This is a genomic window from Corynebacterium sp. HMSC073B01, assembly GCF_001838255.1.
GTDB lineage: Bacteria > Actinomycetota > Actinomycetes > Mycobacteriales > Mycobacteriaceae > Corynebacterium > Corynebacterium jeikeium_D.
The window spans coordinates 197,219-220,384 of sequence record NZ_KV836186.1 but is presented as its reverse complement, the minus strand read 5'-3'; the positions used below and the strand labels follow the sequence as shown (position 1 = coordinate 220,384).

General features: G+C 59.6%; 22 protein-coding genes. 3 read left to right on the top strand and 19 right to left on the bottom strand.

Going from position 1 to position 23,166, the window contains the following annotated elements; genetic code table 11:
* Window positions 1-7: 7 nt before the first annotated feature.
* The 3 genes from HMPREF2849_RS10160 to HMPREF2849_RS10150 all read right to left on the bottom strand — a co-directional run bounded on the left by HMPREF2849_RS10160 (window position 8) and on the right by HMPREF2849_RS10150 (window position 2,837).
* Window positions 8-769: a sulfite exporter TauE/SafE family protein gene (locus HMPREF2849_RS10160; RefSeq protein WP_042388756.1), complete on the bottom strand. Its 762-nt coding sequence runs from the start codon at window positions 767-769 to the stop codon at window positions 8-10.
* Window positions 770-854: 85 nt separating this feature from the next.
* On the bottom strand, window positions 855-2,198 hold the full coding sequence (gene gdhA / locus HMPREF2849_RS10155) for an NADP-specific glutamate dehydrogenase (protein WP_070605600.1): 1,344 nt from the start codon (window positions 2,196-2,198) through the stop codon (window positions 855-857).
* Between the two features lie 255 nt (window positions 2,199-2,453).
* Complete coding sequence (locus tag HMPREF2849_RS10150; RefSeq protein ID WP_042388759.1) at window positions 2,454-2,837, bottom strand: hypothetical protein; 384 nt, start codon at window positions 2,835-2,837, stop codon at window positions 2,454-2,456.
* Window positions 2,838-2,948: 111 nt separating this feature from the next.
* Between HMPREF2849_RS10150 and HMPREF2849_RS10145 the strand changes: the two genes are divergently transcribed.
* Window positions 2,949-4,298 (top strand): DUF4921 family protein, encoded by a 1,350-nt coding sequence (locus HMPREF2849_RS10145; RefSeq protein WP_016422936.1) that lies wholly within the window; start codon window positions 2,949-2,951, stop codon window positions 4,296-4,298.
* A 43-nt stretch (window positions 4,299-4,341) separates the two neighbouring features.
* Entirely contained in the window at window positions 4,342-5,619 is a 1,278-nt protein-coding gene (locus HMPREF2849_RS10140) for an amidohydrolase (RefSeq protein ID WP_070862947.1), read from the top strand.
* A 140-nt stretch (window positions 5,620-5,759) separates the two neighbouring features.
* Here the strand turns inward: HMPREF2849_RS10140 and pyk are convergent, their stop codons facing one another.
* The 12 genes from pyk to hisH form a co-directional block, all read right to left on the bottom strand.
* Window positions 5,760-7,175: a pyruvate kinase gene (pyk, locus tag HMPREF2849_RS10135; RefSeq protein WP_016422938.1), complete on the bottom strand. Its 1,416-nt coding sequence runs from the start codon at window positions 7,173-7,175 to the stop codon at window positions 5,760-5,762.
* 33 nt (window positions 7,176-7,208) lie between these two features.
* A complete protein-coding gene (gene lgt, locus HMPREF2849_RS10130) occupies window positions 7,209-8,132 on the bottom strand; it encodes a prolipoprotein diacylglyceryl transferase (protein WP_048734621.1) in 924 nt (307 codons plus the stop codon).
* A 7-nt stretch (window positions 8,133-8,139) separates the two neighbouring features.
* The gene (gene trpA / locus HMPREF2849_RS10125; RefSeq protein ID WP_016422940.1) at window positions 8,140-8,919 is read right to left on the bottom strand and encodes a tryptophan synthase subunit alpha; all 780 of its coding nucleotides are present in this window, start codon (window positions 8,917-8,919) and stop codon (window positions 8,140-8,142) included.
* Entirely contained in the window at window positions 8,920-10,209 is a 1,290-nt protein-coding gene (gene trpB, locus HMPREF2849_RS10120) for a tryptophan synthase subunit beta (protein ID WP_005510336.1), read from the bottom strand.
* 147 nt (window positions 10,210-10,356) lie between these two features.
* Window positions 10,357-11,163, bottom strand: a complete 807-nt coding sequence (trpC, locus tag HMPREF2849_RS10115) for an indole-3-glycerol phosphate synthase TrpC (protein WP_069359162.1) — start codon at window positions 11,161-11,163, stop codon at window positions 10,357-10,359.
* A gap of 4 nt (window positions 11,164-11,167) precedes the next feature.
* Window positions 11,168-11,818, bottom strand: coding sequence for a TIGR02234 family membrane protein (locus tag HMPREF2849_RS10110; RefSeq protein WP_069359163.1), 651 nt, complete (start codon window positions 11,816-11,818; stop codon window positions 11,168-11,170).
* 7 nt (window positions 11,819-11,825) lie between these two features.
* Entirely contained in the window at window positions 11,826-13,370 is a 1,545-nt protein-coding gene (locus HMPREF2849_RS10105) for an anthranilate synthase component I (RefSeq protein ID WP_070566043.1), read from the bottom strand.
* A gap of 110 nt (window positions 13,371-13,480) precedes the next feature.
* Window positions 13,481-13,879, bottom strand: coding sequence for a phosphoribosyl-AMP cyclohydrolase (hisI, locus tag HMPREF2849_RS10100; protein ID WP_005510296.1), 399 nt, complete (start codon window positions 13,877-13,879; stop codon window positions 13,481-13,483).
* Complete coding sequence (hisF, locus tag HMPREF2849_RS10095) at window positions 13,876-14,652, bottom strand: imidazole glycerol phosphate synthase subunit HisF (protein ID WP_005510401.1); 777 nt, start codon at window positions 14,650-14,652, stop codon at window positions 13,876-13,878. The genes hisI and hisF overlap by 4 nt, the downstream gene beginning before the upstream one ends.
* An 83-nt stretch (window positions 14,653-14,735) precedes the next feature.
* Window positions 14,736-15,548: an inositol monophosphatase family protein gene (locus HMPREF2849_RS10090; RefSeq protein ID WP_049170313.1), complete on the bottom strand. Its 813-nt coding sequence runs from the start codon at window positions 15,546-15,548 to the stop codon at window positions 14,736-14,738.
* A gap of 103 nt (window positions 15,549-15,651) precedes the next feature.
* A complete protein-coding gene (gene priA / locus HMPREF2849_RS10085; protein ID WP_016422946.1) occupies window positions 15,652-16,386 on the bottom strand; it encodes a bifunctional 1-(5-phosphoribosyl)-5-((5-phosphoribosylamino)methylideneamino)imidazole-4-carboxamide isomerase/phosphoribosylanthranilate isomerase PriA in 735 nt (244 codons plus the stop codon).
* Between the two features lie 147 nt (window positions 16,387-16,533).
* A complete protein-coding gene (hisH, locus tag HMPREF2849_RS10080) occupies window positions 16,534-17,232 on the bottom strand; it encodes an imidazole glycerol phosphate synthase subunit HisH (protein ID WP_016422947.1) in 699 nt (232 codons plus the stop codon).
* Window positions 17,233-17,421: 189 nt separating this feature from the next.
* Between hisH and HMPREF2849_RS10075 the strand changes: the two genes are divergently transcribed.
* On the top strand, window positions 17,422-18,045 hold the full coding sequence (locus HMPREF2849_RS10075; protein ID WP_016422948.1) for an arsenate-mycothiol transferase ArsC: 624 nt from the start codon (window positions 17,422-17,424) through the stop codon (window positions 18,043-18,045).
* Window positions 18,046-18,150: 105 nt separating this feature from the next.
* Here HMPREF2849_RS10075 and HMPREF2849_RS10070 read toward each other — a convergent pair whose 3' ends face one another.
* The 4 genes from HMPREF2849_RS10070 to hisD all read right to left on the bottom strand — a co-directional run bounded on the left by HMPREF2849_RS10070 (window position 18,151) and on the right by hisD (window position 23,032).
* On the bottom strand, window positions 18,151-19,572 hold the full coding sequence (locus HMPREF2849_RS10070) for an MFS transporter (protein ID WP_070862946.1): 1,422 nt from the start codon (window positions 19,570-19,572) through the stop codon (window positions 18,151-18,153).
* 284 nt (window positions 19,573-19,856) lie between these two features.
* On the bottom strand, window positions 19,857-20,495 hold the full coding sequence (gene hisB, locus HMPREF2849_RS10060; protein ID WP_005510321.1) for an imidazoleglycerol-phosphate dehydratase HisB: 639 nt from the start codon (window positions 20,493-20,495) through the stop codon (window positions 19,857-19,859).
* 45 nt (window positions 20,496-20,540) lie between these two features.
* Window positions 20,541-21,683 (bottom strand): histidinol-phosphate transaminase, encoded by a 1,143-nt coding sequence (locus HMPREF2849_RS10055; RefSeq protein ID WP_070862945.1) that lies wholly within the window; start codon window positions 21,681-21,683, stop codon window positions 20,541-20,543.
* Window positions 21,683-23,032 carry a histidinol dehydrogenase gene (gene hisD / locus HMPREF2849_RS10050; protein ID WP_070862944.1) on the bottom strand — a complete coding sequence of 450 codons (1,350 nt, stop codon included), beginning with the start codon at window positions 23,030-23,032 and terminating at the stop codon, window positions 21,683-21,685. The genes HMPREF2849_RS10055 and hisD overlap by 1 nt, the downstream gene beginning before the upstream one ends.
* Window positions 23,033-23,166: the final 134 nt, after the last annotated feature.

Below are 23,166 nucleotides of genomic sequence, written 5' to 3'. Positions count from 1 at the left end.
AGCAAGCCTAAGCGCCAAAAGTTGCGGAGATTCCGCGAAACATAGTGACTGCCGCGCCGGTAGTCGCCAGAATGACCGCGAGCTTTCGGGCTTGCACAATGGGCACTCGTCGGGAAACGCGAGTGCCCAAAAATATACCCACAATCATGGCAACCAAACACAGCGGCCAGAGGATAACCGGTGTGGTGGCGAAGACAGATACGTCACCGCTGATTTCCTTGAACAGCAAGGACAACGCGCCGGAAACAAAGAAGAGCGGTTGCAGGGTGGCTGCAAATGTCTGCGCTGGCCAACGGGAAGCCTGTGCGTAAACGGTAATGGCTGGGCCCGCAATGCCGGCCAGGGTATTCATAAAACCGCCGGCCACGCCTGAGGCAACGGCGTATTGTGGGCCGTCGACACGCATGCGCTGAGGCATAAAGGATGTCACTAGCAGCGCGAGTAGCACGAGCCCGCCGACCAGAACCTGGAGTGGCCCGCTGGGCGTGTTGTGAACCACCCAGGCGCCTGGCAGCGCACCTAAGGCCATCACCGGGCCAATCAGCCAGAACTTCTTCCAATCGACGTTTTCTCGCACCGAGATGGTCTGCATGATCGCATTGACCGATGCGAGCACGTTAATAATCAAAATTCCTGCTACGGGACCTGCAACCAGTGAGAGGACCGGACCTCCCAACAGTCCGAGTCCCATACCGGCTATTCGCTGCATCAGAGCCCCGATGAAAATCGTTGCCACGATAAAGACAAAAGCCCACACTGATAACTCCATAGGAGGGAGTTTACAGCGTGGGCTTTTTGGCTTTTCGACGGGCGGGGTCGCCGAGGATCCGTCGTAAAGCGGAAACGTTAGCAGACTAGATGACGCCCTGAGCCAGCATTGCGTTAGCGACCTTCTTGAAGCCTGCGATGTTGGCACCGAGCACGTAGTTACCCTCGTGATCGTACTCAGCGGCGGTGGTTTCGCAGTTCTTGAAGATGTTGGTCATGATGCGCTTCAGGCGCTCATCGGTGTAGGAGAAGGACCAGGAATCGCGGGTAGCGTTCTGCTGCATCTCCAGAGCGGAGGTAGCAACACCACCGGCGTTAGCGGCCTTGCCCGGCGCAAAGTGGACACCGTTGGCCTTGAAGACCTCGATAGCCTCCGGAGTGGACGGCATGTTTGCGCCCTCAGCAACGAAGCGGCAGCCGTTGTCGACCAGCAGCTTGGCGGACTCGCCATTGAGCTCATTCTGAGTTGCACACGGCAGTGCGACATCAGCCTTGAGCTCCCAGATGTTGCCACCCTCGTGGAACTCAGCGCCCTCAGCCTCAGCGACGTACTCGGAGACGCGAGCACGACGAACTTCCTTGATCTCCTTCAGCAGCTCGACGTCGACACCGTTCGGAGTGGAGACGTAACCGGAGGAGTCAGAGAAACCGACGACGGTAGCGCCGAGCTCCTGAGCCTTCCTAATGGCGTAGATGGCGACGTTACCGGAACCGGAAACGATGACCTTGGCACCGTTGATGTCGGCACCGTTGGCCTTCATCATCTCTTCAGTGAAGTAGACACAGCCGTAACCGGTGGCCTCGGTACGAACCAGGGAACCGCCCCAGGTCAGGCCCTTACCGGTGAGAACGCCGGACTCGTGCTGGTTGGCCATACGGCGGTACTGACCGAACAGGTAGCCAATCTCGCGGCCGCCGACGCCGATGTCACCGGCCGGGACGTCACGGTACTCACCGATGTGGCGGTGCAGCTCTGTCATGAACGACTGGCAGAAGCGCATGATTTCCAGCTCGGACTTGCCCTTCGGATCAAAGTCGGAGCCACCCTTGCCGCCACCGATCGGCAGGCCGGTCAGGGAGTTCTTGAAGATCTGCTCGAAGCCCAGGAACTTAATGATGCCGAGGTTCACGCTCGGGTGGAAGCGCAGACCACCCTTGTACGGGCCCAGCACAGAGTTGAATTGAACACGGAAGCCACGGTTGACCTGGACCTTCCCCTGGTCATCGACCCACGGCACGCGGAAAATGATCTGACGCTCCGGCTCACACAGACGCTGAACCAAGCCGTAGTCACCGTAGTGTGGGTCCTTTTCCAGGACGACCTTCAGCGACTCCAGAACTTCTGCCACTGCCTGGTGGAACTCCGGCTCACCGGCGTTTCGGGTGAGAATCTGGTCATAGAGTCCCGAAACCTTCTGCTCGATATTCAAAATAAACCTCTCTGCGAAACCATTATGGCGCCCACGAAGAACAAACCGTCAGCGGTTGTAAACCACTTTCCGGTTGCCGTAACTCGGTGGCACAGGTTGTGTGCACAAGGACTGGGCAACTGTAGATATTGAAGCGGACATAATTATACAACGGCATATTGCTGGGAAAACTCGTAGCGATTCGCGCTACACCCGTTGGCCAAGCCAATCACTGACTCTGTGGAGGCTTACACTTTTCACGAATTAGGTAGGATATTACCTAAATACGGCAACATTCCAGGGATACGTCGCAACAGATTCGAGCATTTCGTCGAACTCACGCAGCACTGGGTCCGGGGGCAATTCTGCACGCGGAGTCAGTAGCTCAGAGAGGTCCATAGCGAGTTCATTGAGAGAACCGCCGTGCTGATCGAAGCTCAAGAGATAACGGAATACCTTCCTATCCCCCAACGGCTCCTTCGGGTTCTCACGCTCCCACTGCTCCACCAACTGCGCGTCCGTGTCCGCCGACGCCACCGAAACATCCACGTCACTAATTCGCCCGGCGCGGTCAAACTCACTCAACTTGGTACGAAATGCCTCGGCCAGCGCCTCCGATTCGGTCGGCTTCACCAGGCAGTGAAAAACAATCTTCGACATAACTTCACAGGCTAAGCCACGCGAGACGGCCAGACAATAGCTAACCGTCGTCAAGCCCTTGTCCCCCTACGTTGGCGCGCCGACCGCCAGCAAAGACGTAGTGTTGGACTTATGCAGGCTTTCAGCAATCCCCTCATCACGCTTGCCGACGGCACGGTGAAGCAAGTTAATCCTTTTTCCGGTACCCAGGTGTGGACAGTCCCAGGTCGTGGAAATCGGCCGTTGGGAATTAAGCACACGGATCCGCAGCCATTGAGCGAGGAGGATTTTGGATCCCGCGACTCCTTTGGCTGGAACAACCTGCTGCAAACCCCGCCGGAGAAGGCCCGCGTTGTCCTCGACGAATCGGTATTCGGCGGCTACAGCACGGTGACCGGAGTACTGCCCGACCAGCTCTTCGACACCACCGCGGAGTTCCGCCGCGTGCCCAACCTGTTCGAGATCGTCTCCTATGACTATTGGTCGGAAAACTATGGCTTCGAGCCCGACCGCGAAACTCAGCAACGTATGGAGGCCTACCTCGATGACCCGAAGGGCCGCGAGCACGTGCTCAATATCATTCGCACGCGCTACCGCGCCGCTGGACGCAGTGAAGAGGAAATCAGCGCGCTTTCCGACGAGGAATTGCTGCGCCGCGCCCCAAGCTATTTCGCCGGCGGCCACGATGTGATTGTTGCCCGTCGCCACTTTGTCGACGGCGCTACCCACGATAATCAGCTGGCTTCTTCTGGCACATTGAGTGTTGCCGAGCACCGCGCACTTATTGCGTTTACCGTCGAGTCGATTGCTGACCTGTACCGACGTAACCGCTACGTGCGTTATGTGGCCGCTTTCCAAAACTGGCTAAAACCGGCAGGCGCAAGCTTCGATCACTTGCACAAGCAGCTTGTGGCCATCGATGAGCACGGTGAGCAGCTCAAGCGCGAAGTACAGGCGGTGCGCAAGAACCCGAATATCTACAACGAATACGCAGTGGACTATGCGGCCCGCCACAACCTGGTTATCGCGGAAAACGAGCACGCGGTGGCTTTCGCAGGATTCGGACACCGGTACCCGACGCTGGAGATCTTCTCGAAGTCAGATGTCTGCGAACCGTGGCTGCAAACCCGGGCTGAGATCGACGCAATGTCGGACCTGATTCACGCATGTCATGCAGCTGCCGGCCCCACTATTCCGTGTAACGAGGAATGGCACCACCGCCCTGTCGATTTGGATGCCCGCATGCCGTGGCGCGTAATGATTAAGTGGCGCACCTCGAACCTGGCCGGCTTTGAAGGTGGCACCAAGATTTATCTGAACACCATCTCCCCATGGGATCTGCGAGACCGCGTTGTCCCGGAGATGTACCGTTTACGGGAGACCGGAAAGATCTCGGACAGCATCCACATTGCGACCGAGTGCCAGTGCCAGCCAAACTCGCTGAAATACAACCCGCTCGTTGAAGACGGGTCGCGGCTGTAGTTCTCTGGCACAGAGTAGAGAGAAGTTAGGAGTCTTAAACCAGGTGAGCAACAATGAAGCACGACTGAGCCGCATTCGCGACCTCATCGCCGCCCATCGAGTGCCATTGGACCGGCAGTGGGAAATCTACCGCTACCTGCACCAGCACCCGGAGCTATCTCAGGCGGAGGAGAAAACTGCCGCGTATCTGGCCGGTGCTCTTCGCGACATGGGCACTTACACAGTGCATGAGGGAATCGGTGGTCACGGCCTCGTTGGTGTCATGGAAAATGGCCCCGGCCCTACCGTGCTGTTCCGCGCTGATATCGATGCGCTTCCGGTGTTCGAGGAAACAGGTGTGGATTTCGCTTCCTCTGCCACCGGTACCGCCCGCGATGGTTCTGCCACCGCCGTCATGCACGCCTGTGGCCATGACATGCACATGACGGCCGGTCTTGGTCTGGCTAGCCTGATGGCAGCAACTAAGTCTGAGTGGTCGGGTACTTTCATTGCCCTGTTCCAGCCCGCCGAGGAACTAGCCTGTGGTGCACAGGCTATGATTGACGACGGCCTGGCAGACCTCATCCCCACCCCAGATGTGTGCTTCGGCCAGCACATTGTTCCCGGCCCCGCAGGTCAGGTAATGACCATGCCCGGCCCGGCACTTGCTGGCTGTGACACCATTAGCATCACGCTGACAGGTCGCTCCGCACATGGATCTATGCCGCACAACGCCATTGACCCGACGTACTTGGCTGCCGCAATCGTTCTGCGCTTGCAAGGAATTGTGGGGCGCGAGATTCCTCCCCACGAGTTTGGTGTTTTGTCCGTCGGCACGCTGCAGTCCGGCAATTCGAATAACACAATCCCCGGCCAGGCCAAGATTATGCTGAATATTCGCTACTACTCCAACGATGTGCGCGCGAAGCTCGTTGCGGGCATTGAGCGCGTTGTTCGTGGCGAGTGCCTGGCTTCCGGCACTGAGGTTGAGCCTGTGATTGAGTACTCCGATCACGGCGAAGTCACTGACAATGATCCGGAGGCGTTTGCCACGATTCGCCCGGTCATGGACGCTGTGCTCGGCGACGATTCCACCGATGCTGTGCCGTGGACCGCGTCGGAGGACTTCTCAGACCTGCCGCGTGGGCTGAACTGCCCATATGTCTACTGGACTGTTGGCGCCACACCTCGGGATACGTGGGAAGCCGCCGTTGCTGCCGACCGCGTGGTCGAAGACGTACCGTCGAATCACATGCCGACATTCCTGCCGGACTTCGAGCCGACGGCTACCTCCGCGACTTCTGCCGCCGCTGCCGCCGTACTGTCCTACTTGGCACAGTAAGGGCTGCGTGCCGGCCGCTTGCCACCGCGCACAGCGCAATGATCCCTCCGAACAGCCCGACAGCCCAGGTCGAAAGGCTCCAAGCAAAAAGCCGGTAAGCCCCAAAAGGGCTTACCGGCTTTTCCTAACGCGCCAGAGAGCTAGCGAGCGTCCTCGCCAATAACGTGGACGTGAATCATGTTGGTATTGCCCTCATTTCCTGGAGGGGTACCAGCAACAACGACCAGCGTGTCGCCAGCGTTGTAGTTTTCCATGGTCAAGAGCTGCTCATCGATGACCTGCATGATCTCATCCGTGCTGTTAACCTCGCGCACCAAGAAGGTCTCCGCACCCCACGTCAGCGCAAGCTGCGAACGAACCTGCTGATTCGGAGTGAATACCAGCAGCGGCAGGCGAGAGTGCAAGCGTGCCACACGGCGAGCGGTATCACCCGAGGTGGTGAAAGCAACCATAGCGCGGGCATTCAAGCGCTCACCGATATCGCGAGCTGCGTAGGAAATCACACCACGCTTCGTGCGAGGCATGTGGGTCAGCGCAGGAACTTCCCCCTCGCGCTCAGCGGCGGTGACGATGCGAGCCATGGTCTTAACCGTGGACTGCGGGTACTTACCAACCGAGGTCTCACCCGAGAGCATCACGGCATCTGCGCCATCGAGCACAGCGTTGGCCACGTCGGAGGCCTCCGCACGAGTCGGGCGCGAGTTCGAAATCATGGAGTCGAGCATCTGGGTGGCGACGATGACCGGCTTGGCGTTCTCGCGGGCAATCTGAATAGCGCGCTTCTGAACCAGCGGAACATCTTCCAACGGCACCTCAACACCAAGGTCACCACGGGCGACCATCACGGCATCGAAAGCCAGGATGATGGCCTCGAGAGACTCGACTGCCTCTGGCTTCTCCAGCTTGGCGATAATCGGGACACGACGGCCAACCTCATCCATGACCGCATGGACCAGTTCGACGTCGGAAGGCGAACGGACGAAGGACAGCGCGATGAAGTCGACTCCCAGCTTCAGAGCGAAGCGCAGGTCGGCGATATCCTTCTCTGACAGAGCCGGCACCGAGATGTTCATCCCCGGCAGGGAAACACCCTTGTTGTTCGAGACCGGACCGCCCTCGATGACACGGCACACCACATCGTTGCCATCTACCTCGATGCACTCCAGGCCCACCTTGCCGTCGTCGACAAGCAGGCGATCGCCCGGACGGGCATCGTCAGCGAGATTCTTGTACGTGGTGGAGACGCGGTCGTGCGTGCCTTCGACATCGTCGACGGTGATGCGGACAATCTCGCCGTCAGCCCAATACGTCGAGCCTTCCTTAAAACGACCGAGGCGAATCTTTGGTCCCTGCAAGTCGGCGAGAATACCGACGGCATGTCCCGTAGCGTCGGATGCTTCACGCACCCAGTGGTAGTTCTGAGCGTGGTCCTCATGCTCACCGTGAGAGAAATTCAGGCGGGCAACATCCATGCCGGCGTTGACCAGCCCGGTAATCCCCTCCAGCGAAGCAACTGCTGGACCGAGGGTACATACAATCTTCGTTCGTCTAAGCACGGCCTCCAGCCTAGTCCCTTAACGGGCTATGCGTCAGTTGGAAGCACTGTGAGCTTCAGCAGCCTCGCGCTCTCCCCTGACTTCAGCTGCGGTTTCGCGGCTCTTGGACCGCAGAATCCACAAAGCAATGACAGCGCAGAAAAAGACCACGAGCGACGTGATGTTATTAATACGCACACCGAATATCAGCGTTGCGTCATCGACGCGCATGAGTTCAATGAAGAAACGCCCCAAAGTGTAGGCCGCGACATAGAGCGCAAAGACGCGTCCTCCGCCCATCTTGAACTTTCGGTCCGCCCACACAATGACCAGACAGGCGAGGACGTTCCACACCATCTCGTAGAGAAACGTTGGATGCACCACGGCCAGCACTTCGCCTGTCGACGTTCCGGTGACAGGGGCGACCCGGCCAAACTCATCAACTCGTTGGTAAATTTCCAGGCCCCACGGAAGTGACGTTGGGCCACCGTAGAGTTCCTGGTTGAACCAATTGCCCAGACGCCCAATGGCCTGTCCAAGGATGATCGCGGGTGCGGCCGCGTCAAGAACTGGCGCAAACGGCACCTTTCGCCACTTAGCGACCGCCCACGCAGCCAGCACTCCTAGCGCCACCGCTCCCCAGATGCCGAGGCCACCATTGGTGATTTTCAGTGCATCGGCGGGATTGGCGCCGGGGCCGAAGTACTTCTCCCAGTCGGTGGCGACGTGGTAGAGACGGCCGCCGATAATGCCCGCAGGAATAACCGCAATGGCAATGTCGAGGACTAACTCCGGGTCTCCACCCCTGGCCGCGTAGCGGCGCTGCATCCAGTAAATGCCGACGAGTACGCCAATCAAGATGGAAATCGCGTAACCACGCAGTGGTAGCGGCCCTAACTGCCACACCCCCTGCGGCGGAGAGGGAATGTTGGCCAGATACGTCGTTGCAGTTTCAGCGAGAACAAGGGTGGAACTCATAAATGCGCTAGCTCTCTCCTCGTACGCCCGCGGCGAGTTCGCGGGCGAGCGTTACCAGGTCATCGGTGCTCTTCATCGCGGCCTTGATCAGTGCTGAGCCAACGATCACGCCATCTGCAAACTCGGCAATCTCGGCGGCCTGTGCCCCATTGGAGACACCCAAACCGACGCACACCGGTGTATCGGTGACCTCGCGCGTGCGGGCAACCAACTTGCCGGCGGCCGAGTCGACGCTAGCCTGGGCACCTGTGACACCCATGTGGCTGGTGGCGTAGACGAAGCCGGTCGACGCGGTGGCAGTTAGCTGCAGACGCTCGTTGGTCGATGACGGGGCCACCAACATGATGTTGGACAGACCATTGGCCTCAGCTGCACGCTGCCATTGGCCGGCCTCCTCGGGGATAAGATCCGGGATAATGGTGCCACGACCACCAGCGGCGGCCAAGTCCTCGGCGAAACGCTCTGGACCATACTGGAGAATCGGATTCCAGTAGCTCATGACCACACAGGTACCGCCGTGCTCGGTGACTTCGCGGACCACACGCATAATCTCACGGGTGCGGAAACCCGCATCCAAAGCCACGTTGGCGGCATCCTGAATGGTTGGGCCATCCATCATCGGGTCGGAGAAAGGCAGACCAACCTCGATGATGTCGGCGCCAGCGTCGACAATCGCCTTGATGTTCTCAATCGACTTATCGGTGGTCGGGAAACCCGCTGGGTAGTAGCCGATAAATGCTGCGCGGTTTTCCTCACGGACCTTGTCAAAGACGTCACTCAGACTCATTTAGGACTCCTCCATCAGATCAAACCACTTAGCAGCGGTGTCGACATCCTTGTCACCGCGACCGGAAACATTGACGATAATCAGCGGCTTACGGCCCAGCTCTTCATTCAGATCACCGCTGATGAGTCGGGCGGCAGCCACCGCGTGTGCGGACTCGATAGCGGGCAGGATGCCCTCCATCCGAGTCAGATCCTGGAATGCCTGCATCGCCTGGGTATCGGTCACCGGCAGGTAGGAGGCGCGATCAATATCGGCCAGGTACGAGTGCTCCGGGCCCACGCCCGGGTAATCCAGACCCGCGGAAATCGAGTGCGACTCTGTAATCTGGCCGTCCTCGTTCTGCATCAGGGCGGCGAAGGAGCCCTGGAACACACCCGGATTACCGGCGGCCGAAATCGGTGCTGCATGGCGACCGGTCTCAACACCGTCACCGCCAGCTTCAGCGCCAATAAGTCGAACCGATTCATCATCGATGAAGTGGTGGAACGCGCCGATCGCATTAGAACCGCCGCCGACACAGGCCACGACAGCGTCGGGAAGCGAGCCGGTTTCCGCAAGGATCTGCTGGCGTGCCTCGGCGCTGATGATGCGCTGGAAGTCGCGCACCATTGTTGGGAACGGGTGCGGGCCGGCTGCAGTGCCGAAGCAGTAGTAGGTGTCATCGGCGTGTGAAACCCAAAAACGCATGGCCTCATTGATTGCGTCCTTGAGAGTCTTCGAGCCAATCTCGACCTCGATAACCTCGGCACCAAGCAAACGCATGCGAGCGATATTGAGACGCTGGCGGATTGCGTCGACCTTGCCCATGTAGATACGGCAGTTAAGGCCGAGCAGCGCACAGGCAGTCGCGGTTGCGACACCGTGCTGGCCGGCACCGGTCTCGGCAATGATGTTCTTCTTGCCCATGCGCTTGGCAAGCAGAACCTGGCCCAAGACGTTATTAATTTTGTGGCTACCGGTGTGATTCAAATCCTCGCGCTTTAGCCAGACATCAGCGCCGATATCAGCGGAGAACTTCTCCGCGTAGTACAGCGGCGAGGGACGTCCGACATAAGTACGCTGCAGCCGGTCGAGCTCATCGAGAAAATCCTGATCAACGCGGGCCTTCGCGTAGCCATCGGTGACCTCACCGATAACGGCCATCAGCGCCTCCGGCACAAACTGGCCGCCCCACTTACCCCAGTGCCCAATGGCATCTGATTCGTGGTTCGTTGTCTCCGCGATAACCTCACCCATCGTGGGCAGGCGGTCACCGCGGGCATCATGATTCTTGAAATCTTGGTCACTCACAGTTATCTATTGTGGACTATCCCCACCGGTTGCGGGGACATAAGGCCTAAGAAACTGTGGTGTGCCAGCACAACAGGTGTGACACGCAACCAAACTAGGCGCAGTTCGCAGCGCGGTACAGCTGCTTATCGCAACTGCGGTCTATCACTACTCGCTGCGGAGTGTCGGGTGGACACCGGCGGCAACGAGACGTCGGCAAGCCTCACCCGGCTTGCCCGCGGTAACCAGGCCCTCGCCCACCAGTACCGCGTCGGCGCCGTGGGAGGCGTAGTAGCGCAGTTCCTCCGGCCCCTTGACACCGGACTCTGCCACCTTCACAACATGATCCGGCAACATAGGCGCAAGGCGTTCGTACACGGAGAGATCCACGTCGAGGGTCTTTAGATTGCGGGCGTTGATGCCGAGGATCTTGGCACCAGCGGCCTCGGCACGCTCGACCTCTTCTTCGGTGTGCGCCTCAACCAGAGCGTTCATGCCAAGCGACTCGGTGCGATCCAGCAGGGATTCCAGCGTCGGCTGATCCAAAGCGGAGCACATCAGCAGCACCAGGTCGGCACCGTGTGCGCGGGCCTCATGGACCTGGTACGGAGTGACGATGAAATCCTTGCGCAGCACTGGAATGTTGACCGCGCGGCGCACGGCATCGAGGTCGGCGAGTGAACCGCGGAAGCGGCGCTCCTCAGTCAGACAGGAAATGACAGCCGCGCCACCCTGCTCGTACTCTGCCGCCAAAACTTCCGGCGAAGGAATGTCAGCCAGCTCTCCCTTCGACGGAGAGGCACGCTTGACCTCTGCAATCACCTGCACCCCGGGCTTAGCCAGTGCCGCCACGGCATCAATTGGCGACGGCGCCTTCAGCGAGAGCTCCTTGATTTCACCGTAGGAAATCTTGGCTTCCCGAGAAGCGAGATCTTCCCGCACGCCCTCAATAATCTTGTCCAGAACGTTAGCCACAGCCTTACTCCTTATCCAGATCCGTAGGATCTACACCGGCATCCAAAGCATCCCACAGAACTCGACCCGACTGCGGGTCTTCCTCCAGATCCTCAGCGATACGCTGACGGCGTACCTCCGGGGTCTCATACGCGCTGGACTTCTGCTTCTTCACAGTACCCGGTCGACGCACCAACAATACCGCCCCGACCAGCGCCAATGCGCAGCACAGCAAGGCCAGAGCCGGCCCCATCGCATGCACTTCAATCGCTGAGATCTGCGCCCAGTCTGCCACAGTCACCGCATCACTGGCGCGCTGTGAGGCGCTTCCCGACGTCAACAAATCCAGTGCCCGCTGGGAATCCACCCCGTCTTCTCCGCTGGCAAGCAGAGTCATCGGAGTCCACGACGCCGCAACTGCGAGCAGCGCCGCGAGGCCACCGACAATACGGCGCCCCAGTGAGCCCAAAATGGTGGTGGCAAACAGTGCAGCCACCATTGCCAGCGCAATCGACGTCAACTCTGGAGCCCAGACTGCGCCCACCAAATCTGTGGTCGCTGGACCGGACTTGTCATCAACAGTATCGACCGTCAGCCACGCACTACGGCTGCACAACCACATTCCCGCTGCGGCCACACCAATGAGGCCACCGGAGAGCATCGTTGTCGACTTCATCGAAAACCTAGCTCCTTTCCGCTGGGACTAGTGTCTCAGCTGCCGCGACAGCTCGCAGCACGGCCGCGGCCTTGTTGCGGGTCTCCTCATCCTCTGCCACCGGGTCAGAGTCACTGACAATTCCGCCGCCAGCCTGAACATAGACCGTATCGCCCTTCTTCACACCTGTGCGGATGGCAATTGCCTGATCGGTATTGCCCCGGAAGTCAAAGTATCCAACAGTGCCGCCGTAAACACCCCGACGCGTGTCTTCGAACTTGTCGATAATGCTCAGCGCGGAAGGCTTCGGCGCACCCGACAGCGTTCCCGCTGGGAAGGTGGCCGCGAACGCGTCGACGGCAGTGGCGTCGCTGGAAAGCTCGCCGGTGACCGTAGAGACCAGATGCATAACGTGACTGTAGCGCTCAATATGACGGAAGTCGTGCACAACAACACTGCCTGGGCGGCAGACACGTCCGAGGTCATTGCGGCCAAGATCAACGAGCATCAGATGCTCACTATTTTCCTTCTCGTCTGCCAGCAAATCAGCTTCCAGCGCATTGTCCTGCTCCACCGTGGCACCGCGCGGACGTGTGCCCGCGATGGGATTGGTGATGACCTCACTGCCCTGAACTGCCACGAGTGATTCCGGGGAGGAACCGACAATTTGAAAAGCGGTAGCGGAGAAGTCCTTGGTTGGAACGTTGACCAGGAACATGTAGGGCGACGGATTGGAAACCCGCAGGATGCGGTAGATATCAAATGCTGACGCCTGCGTGTCCATCTCGAACCGCTGCGAGAGCACAATCTGGAACGCATCACCAGCTCGGATGTGGTCCTTGCAACGCTCAATACGATCCATGTGGTCGTCGGCGGCGCGCTGGCGACGAATCACCGGCTCTGGGAAGCTAATTTCCGCCGGACGCAGATCAGAGGACCCCGACAGCCGCTCCACCATCGCATTGACCCGATCACAGGCGGTGTCATACGCCTGGTCAATCCGCTCATCCGAGCCGTCCCAGTTCACTGCATTAGAAATCAGCCACAGCACGCCCTCGTGGTGGTCAAAAGCAGCCAGGTCCTCCACCAGCAACTGCATGAGCTCAGGAATCTGCAAATCATTGTCAGTGGTATCCGGCAGCTGTGGCTCGATGTAGCGGACAATGTCATGCCCGAAGTAGCCAACGAGACCAGAGGTGAGCTTGGGTACCGAGGCATCGTCGGCAAGCGGAAGCTCCGTGTGCAGCAGCTCCAGCGTGCGACGCAGAGCATCCAACGGATTTCCGCCCTCTGGCGCACCCGACGGCGCATTGCCAATCCAGGTTGCCTCCCCCGCATCATCCACCGTCAGCGCAGCACGACTGCCGCAACCGATAAATGACCAGCGCGACCACGACTGCCCCACATCGGAGGACTCCAGCAAGAAAGTGCCGGGACGATCGGCCGCGAGCTTGCGGTAGGCCGACAGCGCCGTTTCGCCGTCCGCCAAAACCTTGCGAACCACGGGCACGACCCGATGGTGTGCAGCCAGTTCACGAAAGCGCTCACGCGTGGTCATGGTGATACGAGTCATAGCCGCTATTGTGCCACGCACCCGGATTGCACATCACTTAACCCCGGACTTCACCGGAGGTGGGCGCGATTGACGACGAAATCCCCACCTCGGCAGCCGGGGTTGACTGCCTAGTCCTCGAACACGGGATGCACGTCAAAGCAGCTATGCGAGCCAGTGTGGCATGCCGCGCCGTCCTGCACTACCTGCATCAGCACGGTATCGCCATCACAGTCCAACGCCAGCGATGTCACGGTCTGGAAATGGCCACTAGTAAGCCCCTTAATCCAGTACTCGGACCGGGAGCGCGACCAGTAGGTGCCGCGCTTGGTAGCGATGGTATATGCCAGTGCGTGGGAATCCATCCACGCCATCATGAGCACGCGGCCAGTGGATTCCTCCTGCACAATAGCGGGAATCAAGCCGTCAGCGTTGAACTTGGCGATGTTCGCGATATCTGCTGGGAGCGTGTACTCACGCGGATCGTCGCCGGCGCCGTGAGCTGCAGCGCCCGGGGCTAGACCAGTCACTGGCGCACCTCGATTCCCTCGCGGGCCATCTCTTCCTTAACCTCAGCAATGCTGACCTCGCCGAAGTGGAAAATGGATGCGGCCAACACCGCGTTGGCGCCGGCGCGCACTGCTGGCGGGAAGTGCTCTGCCTTGCCCGCACCGCCAGAGGCAATCACCGGGACGTCGACGGCAGCGCGGACTTTCTCCAGAAGCTCCAGGTCGAAACCGTCCTTGGTGCCGTCGCCGTCCATGGAGTTCAGCAGAATCTCGCCGACCCCGAGCTCCTCGCCGCGGCGTGCCCACTCGACGGCGTCGATCCCCGCCGAGCGTGAACCACCGTGCGTCGTCACCTCGAAGCCCGACGGCTGCGGCGTGCCTCCCTCGGGAACGCGGCGGGCATCCACCGACAGGACGACACACTGCGCACCGAAGCGGCGCGACAGCTCGCTGAGCAGTTCTGGACGTGCGATCGCAGCGGTATTGACACTGACCTTGTCAGCTCCGGCGCGGAGCAGCTGATCGACATCCTCGACGCTGCGCACGCCACCGCCGACCGTCAGCGGAATGAAGACCTCACTTGCGGTGCGACGCACCACGTCGAGCATGGTGCCACGGCCATCCTTGGAAGCCGTGACATCCAGGAAGGTCAGCTCATCAGCGCCCTCCTCGCCATAGCGGCGAGCCAGCTCCACCGGATCGCCGGCATCACGGAGATTCTCAAAGTTAACCCCCTTGACGACCCGCCCATTGTTGACATCCAGGCAAGGAATCACGCGTACTGCCAGAGACATAGTTTTTAAGTTCTCCTCGTGTTAGCTCAAAGTTGTGGATCGACGGTTTGCGCAACCACCCAGCTCGGGACGTCGCCCACGGTTTAGCTCCGGAAAGTCTCCGGACGACCCAGTTGGTCAATAATCGACCGCAGCGTGGCATGAACATCGCGAGTTCCCGCCAGCACGCCTACGGAATCATGCCGCCAAGGATTGCCCGCCAAGTCTGTGACCACGCCACCGGCTTCGGAAATCTGAAGTACACCAGCTGCGTTATCCCACACATGCGGTGAGAAAGTCACGGTGCCGCCGAATGCCCCCATCGCGGTGGAACCCAAGTCCACTCCGACAGAGCCAGTAATTCGGATCGTCGGATAGCGTTCGCCCACCTTTGACAGCAGCAGTTGACGCCACTTGCGCGGGAGTGTGCCGTCGGTACTCGCGATGACGGACCCGAAGGCAATCGAAACCGGGCGGCCGGCCTCGGCGTCGATGTTGACGCGACGGCCGTTGACGAACGTGCCGCTACCTTTAGCTGCGGTAATACGCCGGCGTAGCAGAGGCATGGAGGTAATACCAACCACCGGCTCCCCCTCATGCATGAGTGTGAGCAGCATGGCACACAGCGGAAAACCGTTGGAATAGTTCGTGGTGCCGTCAATCGGATCGATGACCCAGGCGGTATGTTCCTCGGGGACTTTGCCACCGAATTCCTCGCCGTAGACGGGCAGCCCAGAATACTGCGTGAGGAGCTTGCGCAGACGACGCTCAATTTCCAGGTCAGTCTCCGTCGCGAAATCTCCGCGCGGCTTCATGACAACCGGGTCCGCGCCCACCTGCTGCGTGAACAGGCCTTCAACCTCATCGAGCGCCGCTTCAGCAATAGCGAGCATCGCCCGCGGTTCCAGGGCATCCATACTTTTCTAAGTCCTTCATCCGCCGTCTCAGCCGGGGTGCCGTTTGCTCGTTAACGCTTTCGCTTGACGACGTCTCCCCGGTCCGGCCACGAAAGTGTTCTTTTTAGCCGCGAGCTACTGCCAGGGCCTCTTCCAGGGTGAAACGCCCTGCGTAGAGCGCCTTACCCACAATTGCGGAGTCAACGCCCTCATCGACCAGTGTGGCAATAGCTGCAATGTCGTCCAGGCTGCTGACACCGCCGGAAGCGACGATTGGAGCATCGGTAGCAGCAGCGACCTCGCGCAGCAGTTCCACATTCGGCCCCTGCAGGGTGCCGTCCTTGGAGACGTCAGTCACCACGAAACGGGATGCACCCTGAGCATCCAGGCGCTCCAGCACCTCCCAGAGGTCACCGCCGTCGGAGACCCAGCCGCGGCCGCGCAAGCGCCACTGCCCCTCTTCGTTAAGAACATCCAGACCAATGGCTACACGGTCGCCGTAGTTGGCGATAACCTCGCGGCACCACTCCGGATTCTCCAGTGCGGCGGTGCCAATATTGACACGGGCGCAGCCGGTGGCCAGCGCAGCTTCGAGCGAAGCGTTGTCACGGATACCGCCGGAGAGCTCTACCTTCACGTCGAGCTTGCCCACAACGTCGGCAAGCAGGTCGTAGTTCGAACCGCGACCAAACGCGGCGTCGAGGTCGACCAGGTGGATCCACTCAGCGCCTGCGTTCTGCCAATTCATGGCAGCTTCCAGCGGTGCACCGTAGGAAGTCTCGGTTCCAGCAGCACCCTGAACAAGGCGCACAGCCTGGCCATCGGCTACGTCTACAGCGGGCAGCAGGGTCAAACTCATGGGGGCTCTACTCTCTTCGACTTTGGGCGTTGTGGCCATAGTCACCACGACGCTTGTTGCTAGTTATCTCAGTATAGGTGGTCTAGGTGGCGAAATTCCGCCACCTACCAGGTAGTGCGGTTAGGGCAGATACTACCGATTGGGCAACTACAGCGTGTCCACCCAGTTCTGCAGCAGCTTCAACCCTGCTTCACCAGACTTCTCAGGGTGGAACTGCGTGGCCCACAGCGGACCGTTTTCCACGGCTGCGATAAACCGATCGGATTCGTGGGCAGACCACGTCACCAGCGGCGGAGCGATGCGAGAATCCGTATTAAGGTCCCACTTGCGCACACCGTAGGAGTGGACGAAGTAAAAACGCTGATCTTCCAGTCCCTTAAACATCTTTGAGCCTTCCGGTACTTCAACCGTGTTCCAGCCCATGTGCGGCAGAATCGACGCCTCGAGACGCTCGACAGTACCGGGCCATTCACCACAACCCGGGGTGCCGGTGACAGCTGCGGATGCGTCGGTCTCCGCTGCGTGGATGCCGTCGGCGTACTCGACGCCGCGGTCAAAGAGCACCTGCATACCGACGCAGATTCCCATCACTGGTCGACCACCTGCGAGTCGAGAGCCGATCAGGCGCGGCCCTTGTACTCGATGCAAACCCTCCATGCATGCGGCATAGGCGCCGACGCCGGGAACGAGCAGACCATCGGCCTCCATCACGGTCTTCGGATCGGCGGTCACAATAACCTCGGCACCCGTGGTGGCCACAGCGCGCTCAGCTGAACGCAAATTACCGGAGCCGTAATCAAGGATGGCAACGGTCGGGGTCTTCGTCGAAGGTGAGACTTGTTCCATAGTTGGACATTTTAAGGCGCTGGGAATCGATGTTTGCCACTTACCCCAAGAAAACTGCCTGGATAGGCAGAAGCACTGGTATACAACTACCGAATACTTTGGTAAACTCAAGGTTAACAACAGGTTAACTAAGTTATTGATTTATCCCTAATACCCCTGATTACTTTTTCACAGAGAGGCTCCGACGCCATGACTACCGCATCCGTTCTTAGTAAATCATTTGCCATTGTCCGCGAGGACCTTCACCGGCTCTACGGTGCAGCCTGCGATGCTGCGACCATCGATTCCATCCTCGACGATGTCATTGCAGAGCTGTCCAACTCTGCGAAGGTGACTAACTTCCTCCCCGTCCTCGCCGAACGCGAGGCCACCGAACGCATCAAGGCCGCGAGCGGATGCAAGGACTTCGCCCCGCGCCAAGAGATTCTCTTTGCCGATAGTCGCGGTTCCGGCCGTAGCCAGATTGCCACTGCCCTGGCCTACCACCTGGTTGGTGACGAAGTCTTTATCCGCACTATCGGCCTCAATCCAGAGGATGGCCTGAACCCTCGCGTCGTCGCGGCTCTTCACGACCGTGGCGTGGACACCTCACGCCTCACCCAAAAGGCGATTACTCCCCGCGTTTCCCACCGCGCCGATGTTGTCGTGCTCATGGGCATCGACGAGACACCAGCAGTCCCCGGCGACCGCTACGTGGAATGGGATGTCGCAGATCCGGACAGTCTCACAGACGATGAGCTGCAGTCGCTTATCGACGATATCGAAACCCGCCTGCGGGCTCTCTTCACCGAGATGGACGTCGCCGTCGCGTAAACAGGCACGGCTGACCCCACACCGGGGGTGCATTTATTAACCAAAAAGACTGGCTGCGCAAGAACTTGCGCAGCCAGTCTTTTTCAAACGTCTCTTTGTATGTAGTTACTTCTTCTTGCGGTCCCGAACCGTCAAACGCGTCACTGCATTCTTTGCCGGGCGGGCAACGCGCACAGCGGCCTCCGGCGTACGACGCTTGACGACATCCCCCAGACGACGCAGCGTAGCGCGGGTGTTCTGGTATTCCGCCACGCGGTGCTTTCCGATGATTCGGTCGAGCACCGCACCAATGAGGCCAACTGCCAGCAGAGCTGCCGCAAAGGCAAAGACAGCCGGGTACGGACGGAGTGCAGCCGCGGCTACGGCTCCCAGAACGAACGAGCCGATACCAGTGCCCGAGTCAAAGGACATGTTCCAGAAGGCACTGGCCTCAGCAGTACGGTCACGCGGCAGGCGGGCAAACATCAGCAGCAGAGCCTCATTTTGCACTATGCCGAAGCCCGCGCCGTAGAAAATGGCCGCAACCAGCAGCAGCCAGGCCGACAGATCAAAGAGAACCACGCCGGACATCATCAGCAGGCCAATAAAACCACTGATCAATGCCGGAATCAGCAGAATTCCAGCCTCCGACTTCCGGTCGGCGTAGATTCCTGCGAAGTAACGGAACACCATCTGCGCGCCACCGAGAACAGACAGCGACAGGCCAGCCACAACCGCACCGGAGACCAGATCAATTTCGCGAGCTGCCGGGGCAAGGAATGCGGAAATACCACCAAAGCCCATCGCAATCGTGCAAATTGCGAGCGCGGGAATGGCCACCAGCTTCCATGTGGCAACGTGCTCAACGGGGCTCGGCTGAGTTGCTGCAGATCCGGGCACAGGATCGCCGACGTCTTCCTTGCCGCCCTTGCCCTCCTTCGGCGCTGGCTTAATCTTCGGGATAAAGAGTGCCATCAACGAACCGACAAGCGAGATGACGGCGCCCAGGACATAAACAGGGGTGTAAGAACCCGTCTTGTCCGCAATGATTAGTCCTAGTGGCAAGAAAATGAGCTCAGATAAACCAACTGCCACACCGAGAACGCCAGAGGCCTTACCCAGAAATTTCATTGGCACTAGCTCGGCAATCAATGCGGACTCGGCGACAGTCAACGCACCGAAGCCCATACCGCGGAGAACCGCAATGATGAGCACCAAAGCAACATCGGTGCCAAAGATGTGCAGAATCGTCGGCAAGCCCAGAAACAGACCTGAAATCAGCATGGTCATGCCGTAGCCAAGACGGCGACACATACGTGGAGTCTGCGTCTGTGTGAGAACGGTAGCGGCCATAAAAACACCGGTGTAGGCACCGGCGAGCGAGGTTCCACCGCCATCGTCAAGAATTGCCTGCGGAATGACAGGCATGAGGAGTGACCAGCCACCGAAGGCGGCCATCACGGCGACTAGCGTAGGTACTAGTCCGGGCGCTTTCCACATGCTGTCCAGTTCGTCCAACTGCCTGCGGTCCATCACCCGGGACGCCATTTACTCCATCACTCCTATCAACCACAAAATTGCGCCGGCGAGCGCGATCACAGATAAGAGACCAAGGACAATTGTTCCGACCCTCGATCCGGATTTATAGAGTGACCATGTTCCGCCCACCAGCAGACCAGCGACAATGAACAAAAAATAAGTGCTCAGCGTCGATGCGGTAGACACCTGCGCTAAAAGCACGTCTACAGACGTTGTTACCATCGATTCCCCTAAAATGCCAGCTAAGGCGGATTTTCCGGTTTCCTACAGCGGCCGTCTACTTCAGCTGCGACCTACAGAGTGCCCTTGGTCGACGGCACACCGTGGACGCGCGGGTCGTCCTCGACGGCAGCACGCAGGGCACGGGCCACAGCCTTGTACTCAGCCTCGGTGATGTGGTGCGGATCGCGCCCGTAGAGACAGCGAACATGCAGCGCAATACGGGCATTTAGGGCGAAGGACTCAAAGAAATGCTCGTTGATAACCGTTGCGTAGTGACCACCAATGACGGCAGTCAACATCTGCTCTGGTTCGCCAGTGCCAACGAAGTACGGGCGACCAGACACATCAACCACTGCGTGTGCCAGCGTTTCATCCATCGGGATATAGCAGTCACCAAAGCGACGAATACCAGACTTGTCCCCCAACGCCTGGGCGAAGGCCTGCCCCATCACAATGCCGGTATCCTCCACCGTGTGGTGCGCATCGACCTCGGTGTCGCCGTTGGCGTGCACAGTCAGGTCGAAGCTGCCGTGGGAGCCGAAAGCGGTCAACATGTGGTCGAAGAACGGCAGACCGGTCGAAATATCGGTCTTGCCGGTGCCATCGAGATTCACCGAGCAGACGATGCTCGATTCGCGGGTGGCGCGCTCGACACGGCCAACGCGCTCAGTGCGCTCTGCCTCCAGATGGTCCTTATCACTGAAGTGCATAAGTCAGATCTCTCCTTGTAGTGGGATGTACCGGCAGCATTTCGCTTAAGCCAGCGCGGTCGCTGCCAATTTCTTGGCCGCCGCCAGCAGCGCATCATTTTCGCTGGGCAGACCAATAGTGGCACGGAGACGACCGGGCACGCCAACATCGCGGATGAGTACTCCCTCATCCAAGAAGCTCTGCCATGCCGTCGCGGCATCGGCGAAACGACCGAAGAATACGAAGTTGGAGTACGAGTCAATCACGTCGTAGCCATAGCTGTTCAGGGCGGCTACGACGCGGTCACGCTCGTCGGCAAGCTTTGCGACGGTCGACAGCGTCGCATCCGAGTGGCGGAGTGCAACCGTGGCTGCGGCCTGCGTCAACGTCGACAGGTGGTATGGCAGACGCACGAGCATCACAGCATCAATAAATGCTGGGTTAGCAACGAAGTAGCCGAGGCGGCCTCCGGCGAAGTCGAAAGCCTTGCTCATCGTGCGGGAGACAACCAGCTTCGACGGGAACTCAGCCAGCAGCGTTGTCGCCGACGGCTCCTCAGTGAACTCGGCGTAGGCCTCATCGACAATGACGATGCCCGGCGCGGCTTCAATAATGCGGCGCAGGTCAGCGAGCGCGGTCAGGTTGCCAGTCGGGTTGTTCGGAGTCGTGATGAAGATGACGTCAGGACGGTGCTCGGCAATGGCCGCGAGCGCACTATCCATGTCGATGTCGAAGGTCTCCGGGTCGCGGGCGATGCCGATGAACTCCGTCTGCGTGCCGGACGAGAGGATCGGGTGCATCGAGTAGCTGGGCACAAAGCCCATTGCGCTGCGCCCCGGCCCGCCAAATGCCTGCAGCAGCTGCTGGAGAATCTCATTGGAGCCGTTGGCGGCCCATACCTGGTCGACGGTGATGTCCACGCCGGTCTGGCGGGTGACATAATCGGCGAGTGCGCTGCGCAGTGCTACTGCGTCACGGTCCGGGTAGCGGTTGAGGTCAGAGGCGACCTTCTCCACTTGCGCCACCAGGTCGGCGATGAGGTCATCGGATGGCGGGTACGGGTTTTCGTTGGTGTTCAGGCGAACATCGACGTCGAGCTGCGGGGCACCGTAGGCTTCCTCGCCGCGCAGTTCGTCGCGCAGTGGCAAATCTGCCAGCGCCAACTTGGCTACCGACGGCTGTGGCTGATTCTCAGGCTGGTTGCTCATTAGTTGTTCCCCTTTTCTGCGCCATTGTCCTCAGAGCCGAGAAGCGTCTCAAAGCGGGCACGGATGGCCTCGCCGTGCGCTGGCAGTCGTTCTTCGTTGGCCAGGACTACTACGCTGTCGGCAACTTCCTTCAACGCGGCCTCGTTGTAGTCAATCATGTGGACCGACTTGAGGAAGGTGTGCGTTGACAGGCCCGAGGCGTGGCGGGCGGTGCCGGAGGTCGGCAACACGTGGTTAGAGCCGGCCGAGTAATCGCCCAGTGGCACCGGCGAGAAGCGACCGATGAAGATTGCGCCGGCATTGGTAATGCGTTCGGCATCGGCCTGCGCGTTTTCGGTGTGGATCTCCAGGTGCTCAGCGGCGTAGGCATCTGCAACCTGGATGCCGATATTCATGTCGTCGACAAGCACGATGCCAGACTGATCGCCGGTGAGCGCCTCGCGAACGCGGTCGGCGTTCATGGTGACCTCGTAGCGGTTTTCGACCTCGCGGTCGACGGTGGCGGCGAAATCGGCGTCGTCGGTGATAAGCACGCTGGCGGCCATGACGTCGTGCTCAGCCTGGGAAATCAGGTCGTAGGCGACGGAGACAGGATCAGCGGTGTTATCTGCGAGAATGGCAATTTCGGTCGGGCCAGCTTCGGCGTCGATACCGACGACCGAGCGGCACAGGCGTTTGGCGGCGGTAACGAAGATGTTGCCCGGACCGGTGACCATGTCGACCGGCTCGAGGCTCTCGTTTTCATCGCCGTATGCGAGCAGTGCGACGGCCTGTGCACCACCGACGGCCCACACCTCGGTCACGCCAAGCAGCTTGCAGGCAGCCAGGATGGTCGGGTGCGGCCAGCCGTCGTTGTCGGCCTGCGGCGGAGAGGCGACGACGAGGGACTCCACACCAGCTTCCTGAGCTGGGATGACGTTCATCAATACGGACGACGGGTAGACGGCGTTGCCCCCGGGGACGTAAAGACCGACGCGCGAAACCGGAATCCACTTCTCGCGGACAATGCCGCCGGGCAGAATTTCAACAGTCTTATCATTCGGCTTCTGAGCAGCGTGGAACGCGCGCACGCGCCCGATGGACTCCTGCAGAGAAGAGCGGACATCGTCTTCCAGCGCAGCTTCCGCGGCATCGATAACCTCCGCTGGAACGCGCATGGATGCCGGACGAATACGGTCAAACTTCTCGGAGTACTCCATCGCCGCTTCCACACCACGGACTGCCACGTCATCGACAACGGGCTTGACCGTGGGAATCATCGAATCAACGTCTGCCGCACCACGCGGCAACACTCGACGCAGAGTGGCGGTGGTGGGAGTCTGACCGCGAAGATCAATAGTGGACAACATAATTAATTAGTAACCGCCTATTCGCACGATGGATTCATACGTGAGCACTTCAGAGTGACAAAGAAATGACAACAAAGTATTGAAAATCTGGGTCAAAGCCAAAGACTTTATCCACGGTTTTCGCTACTATTCGC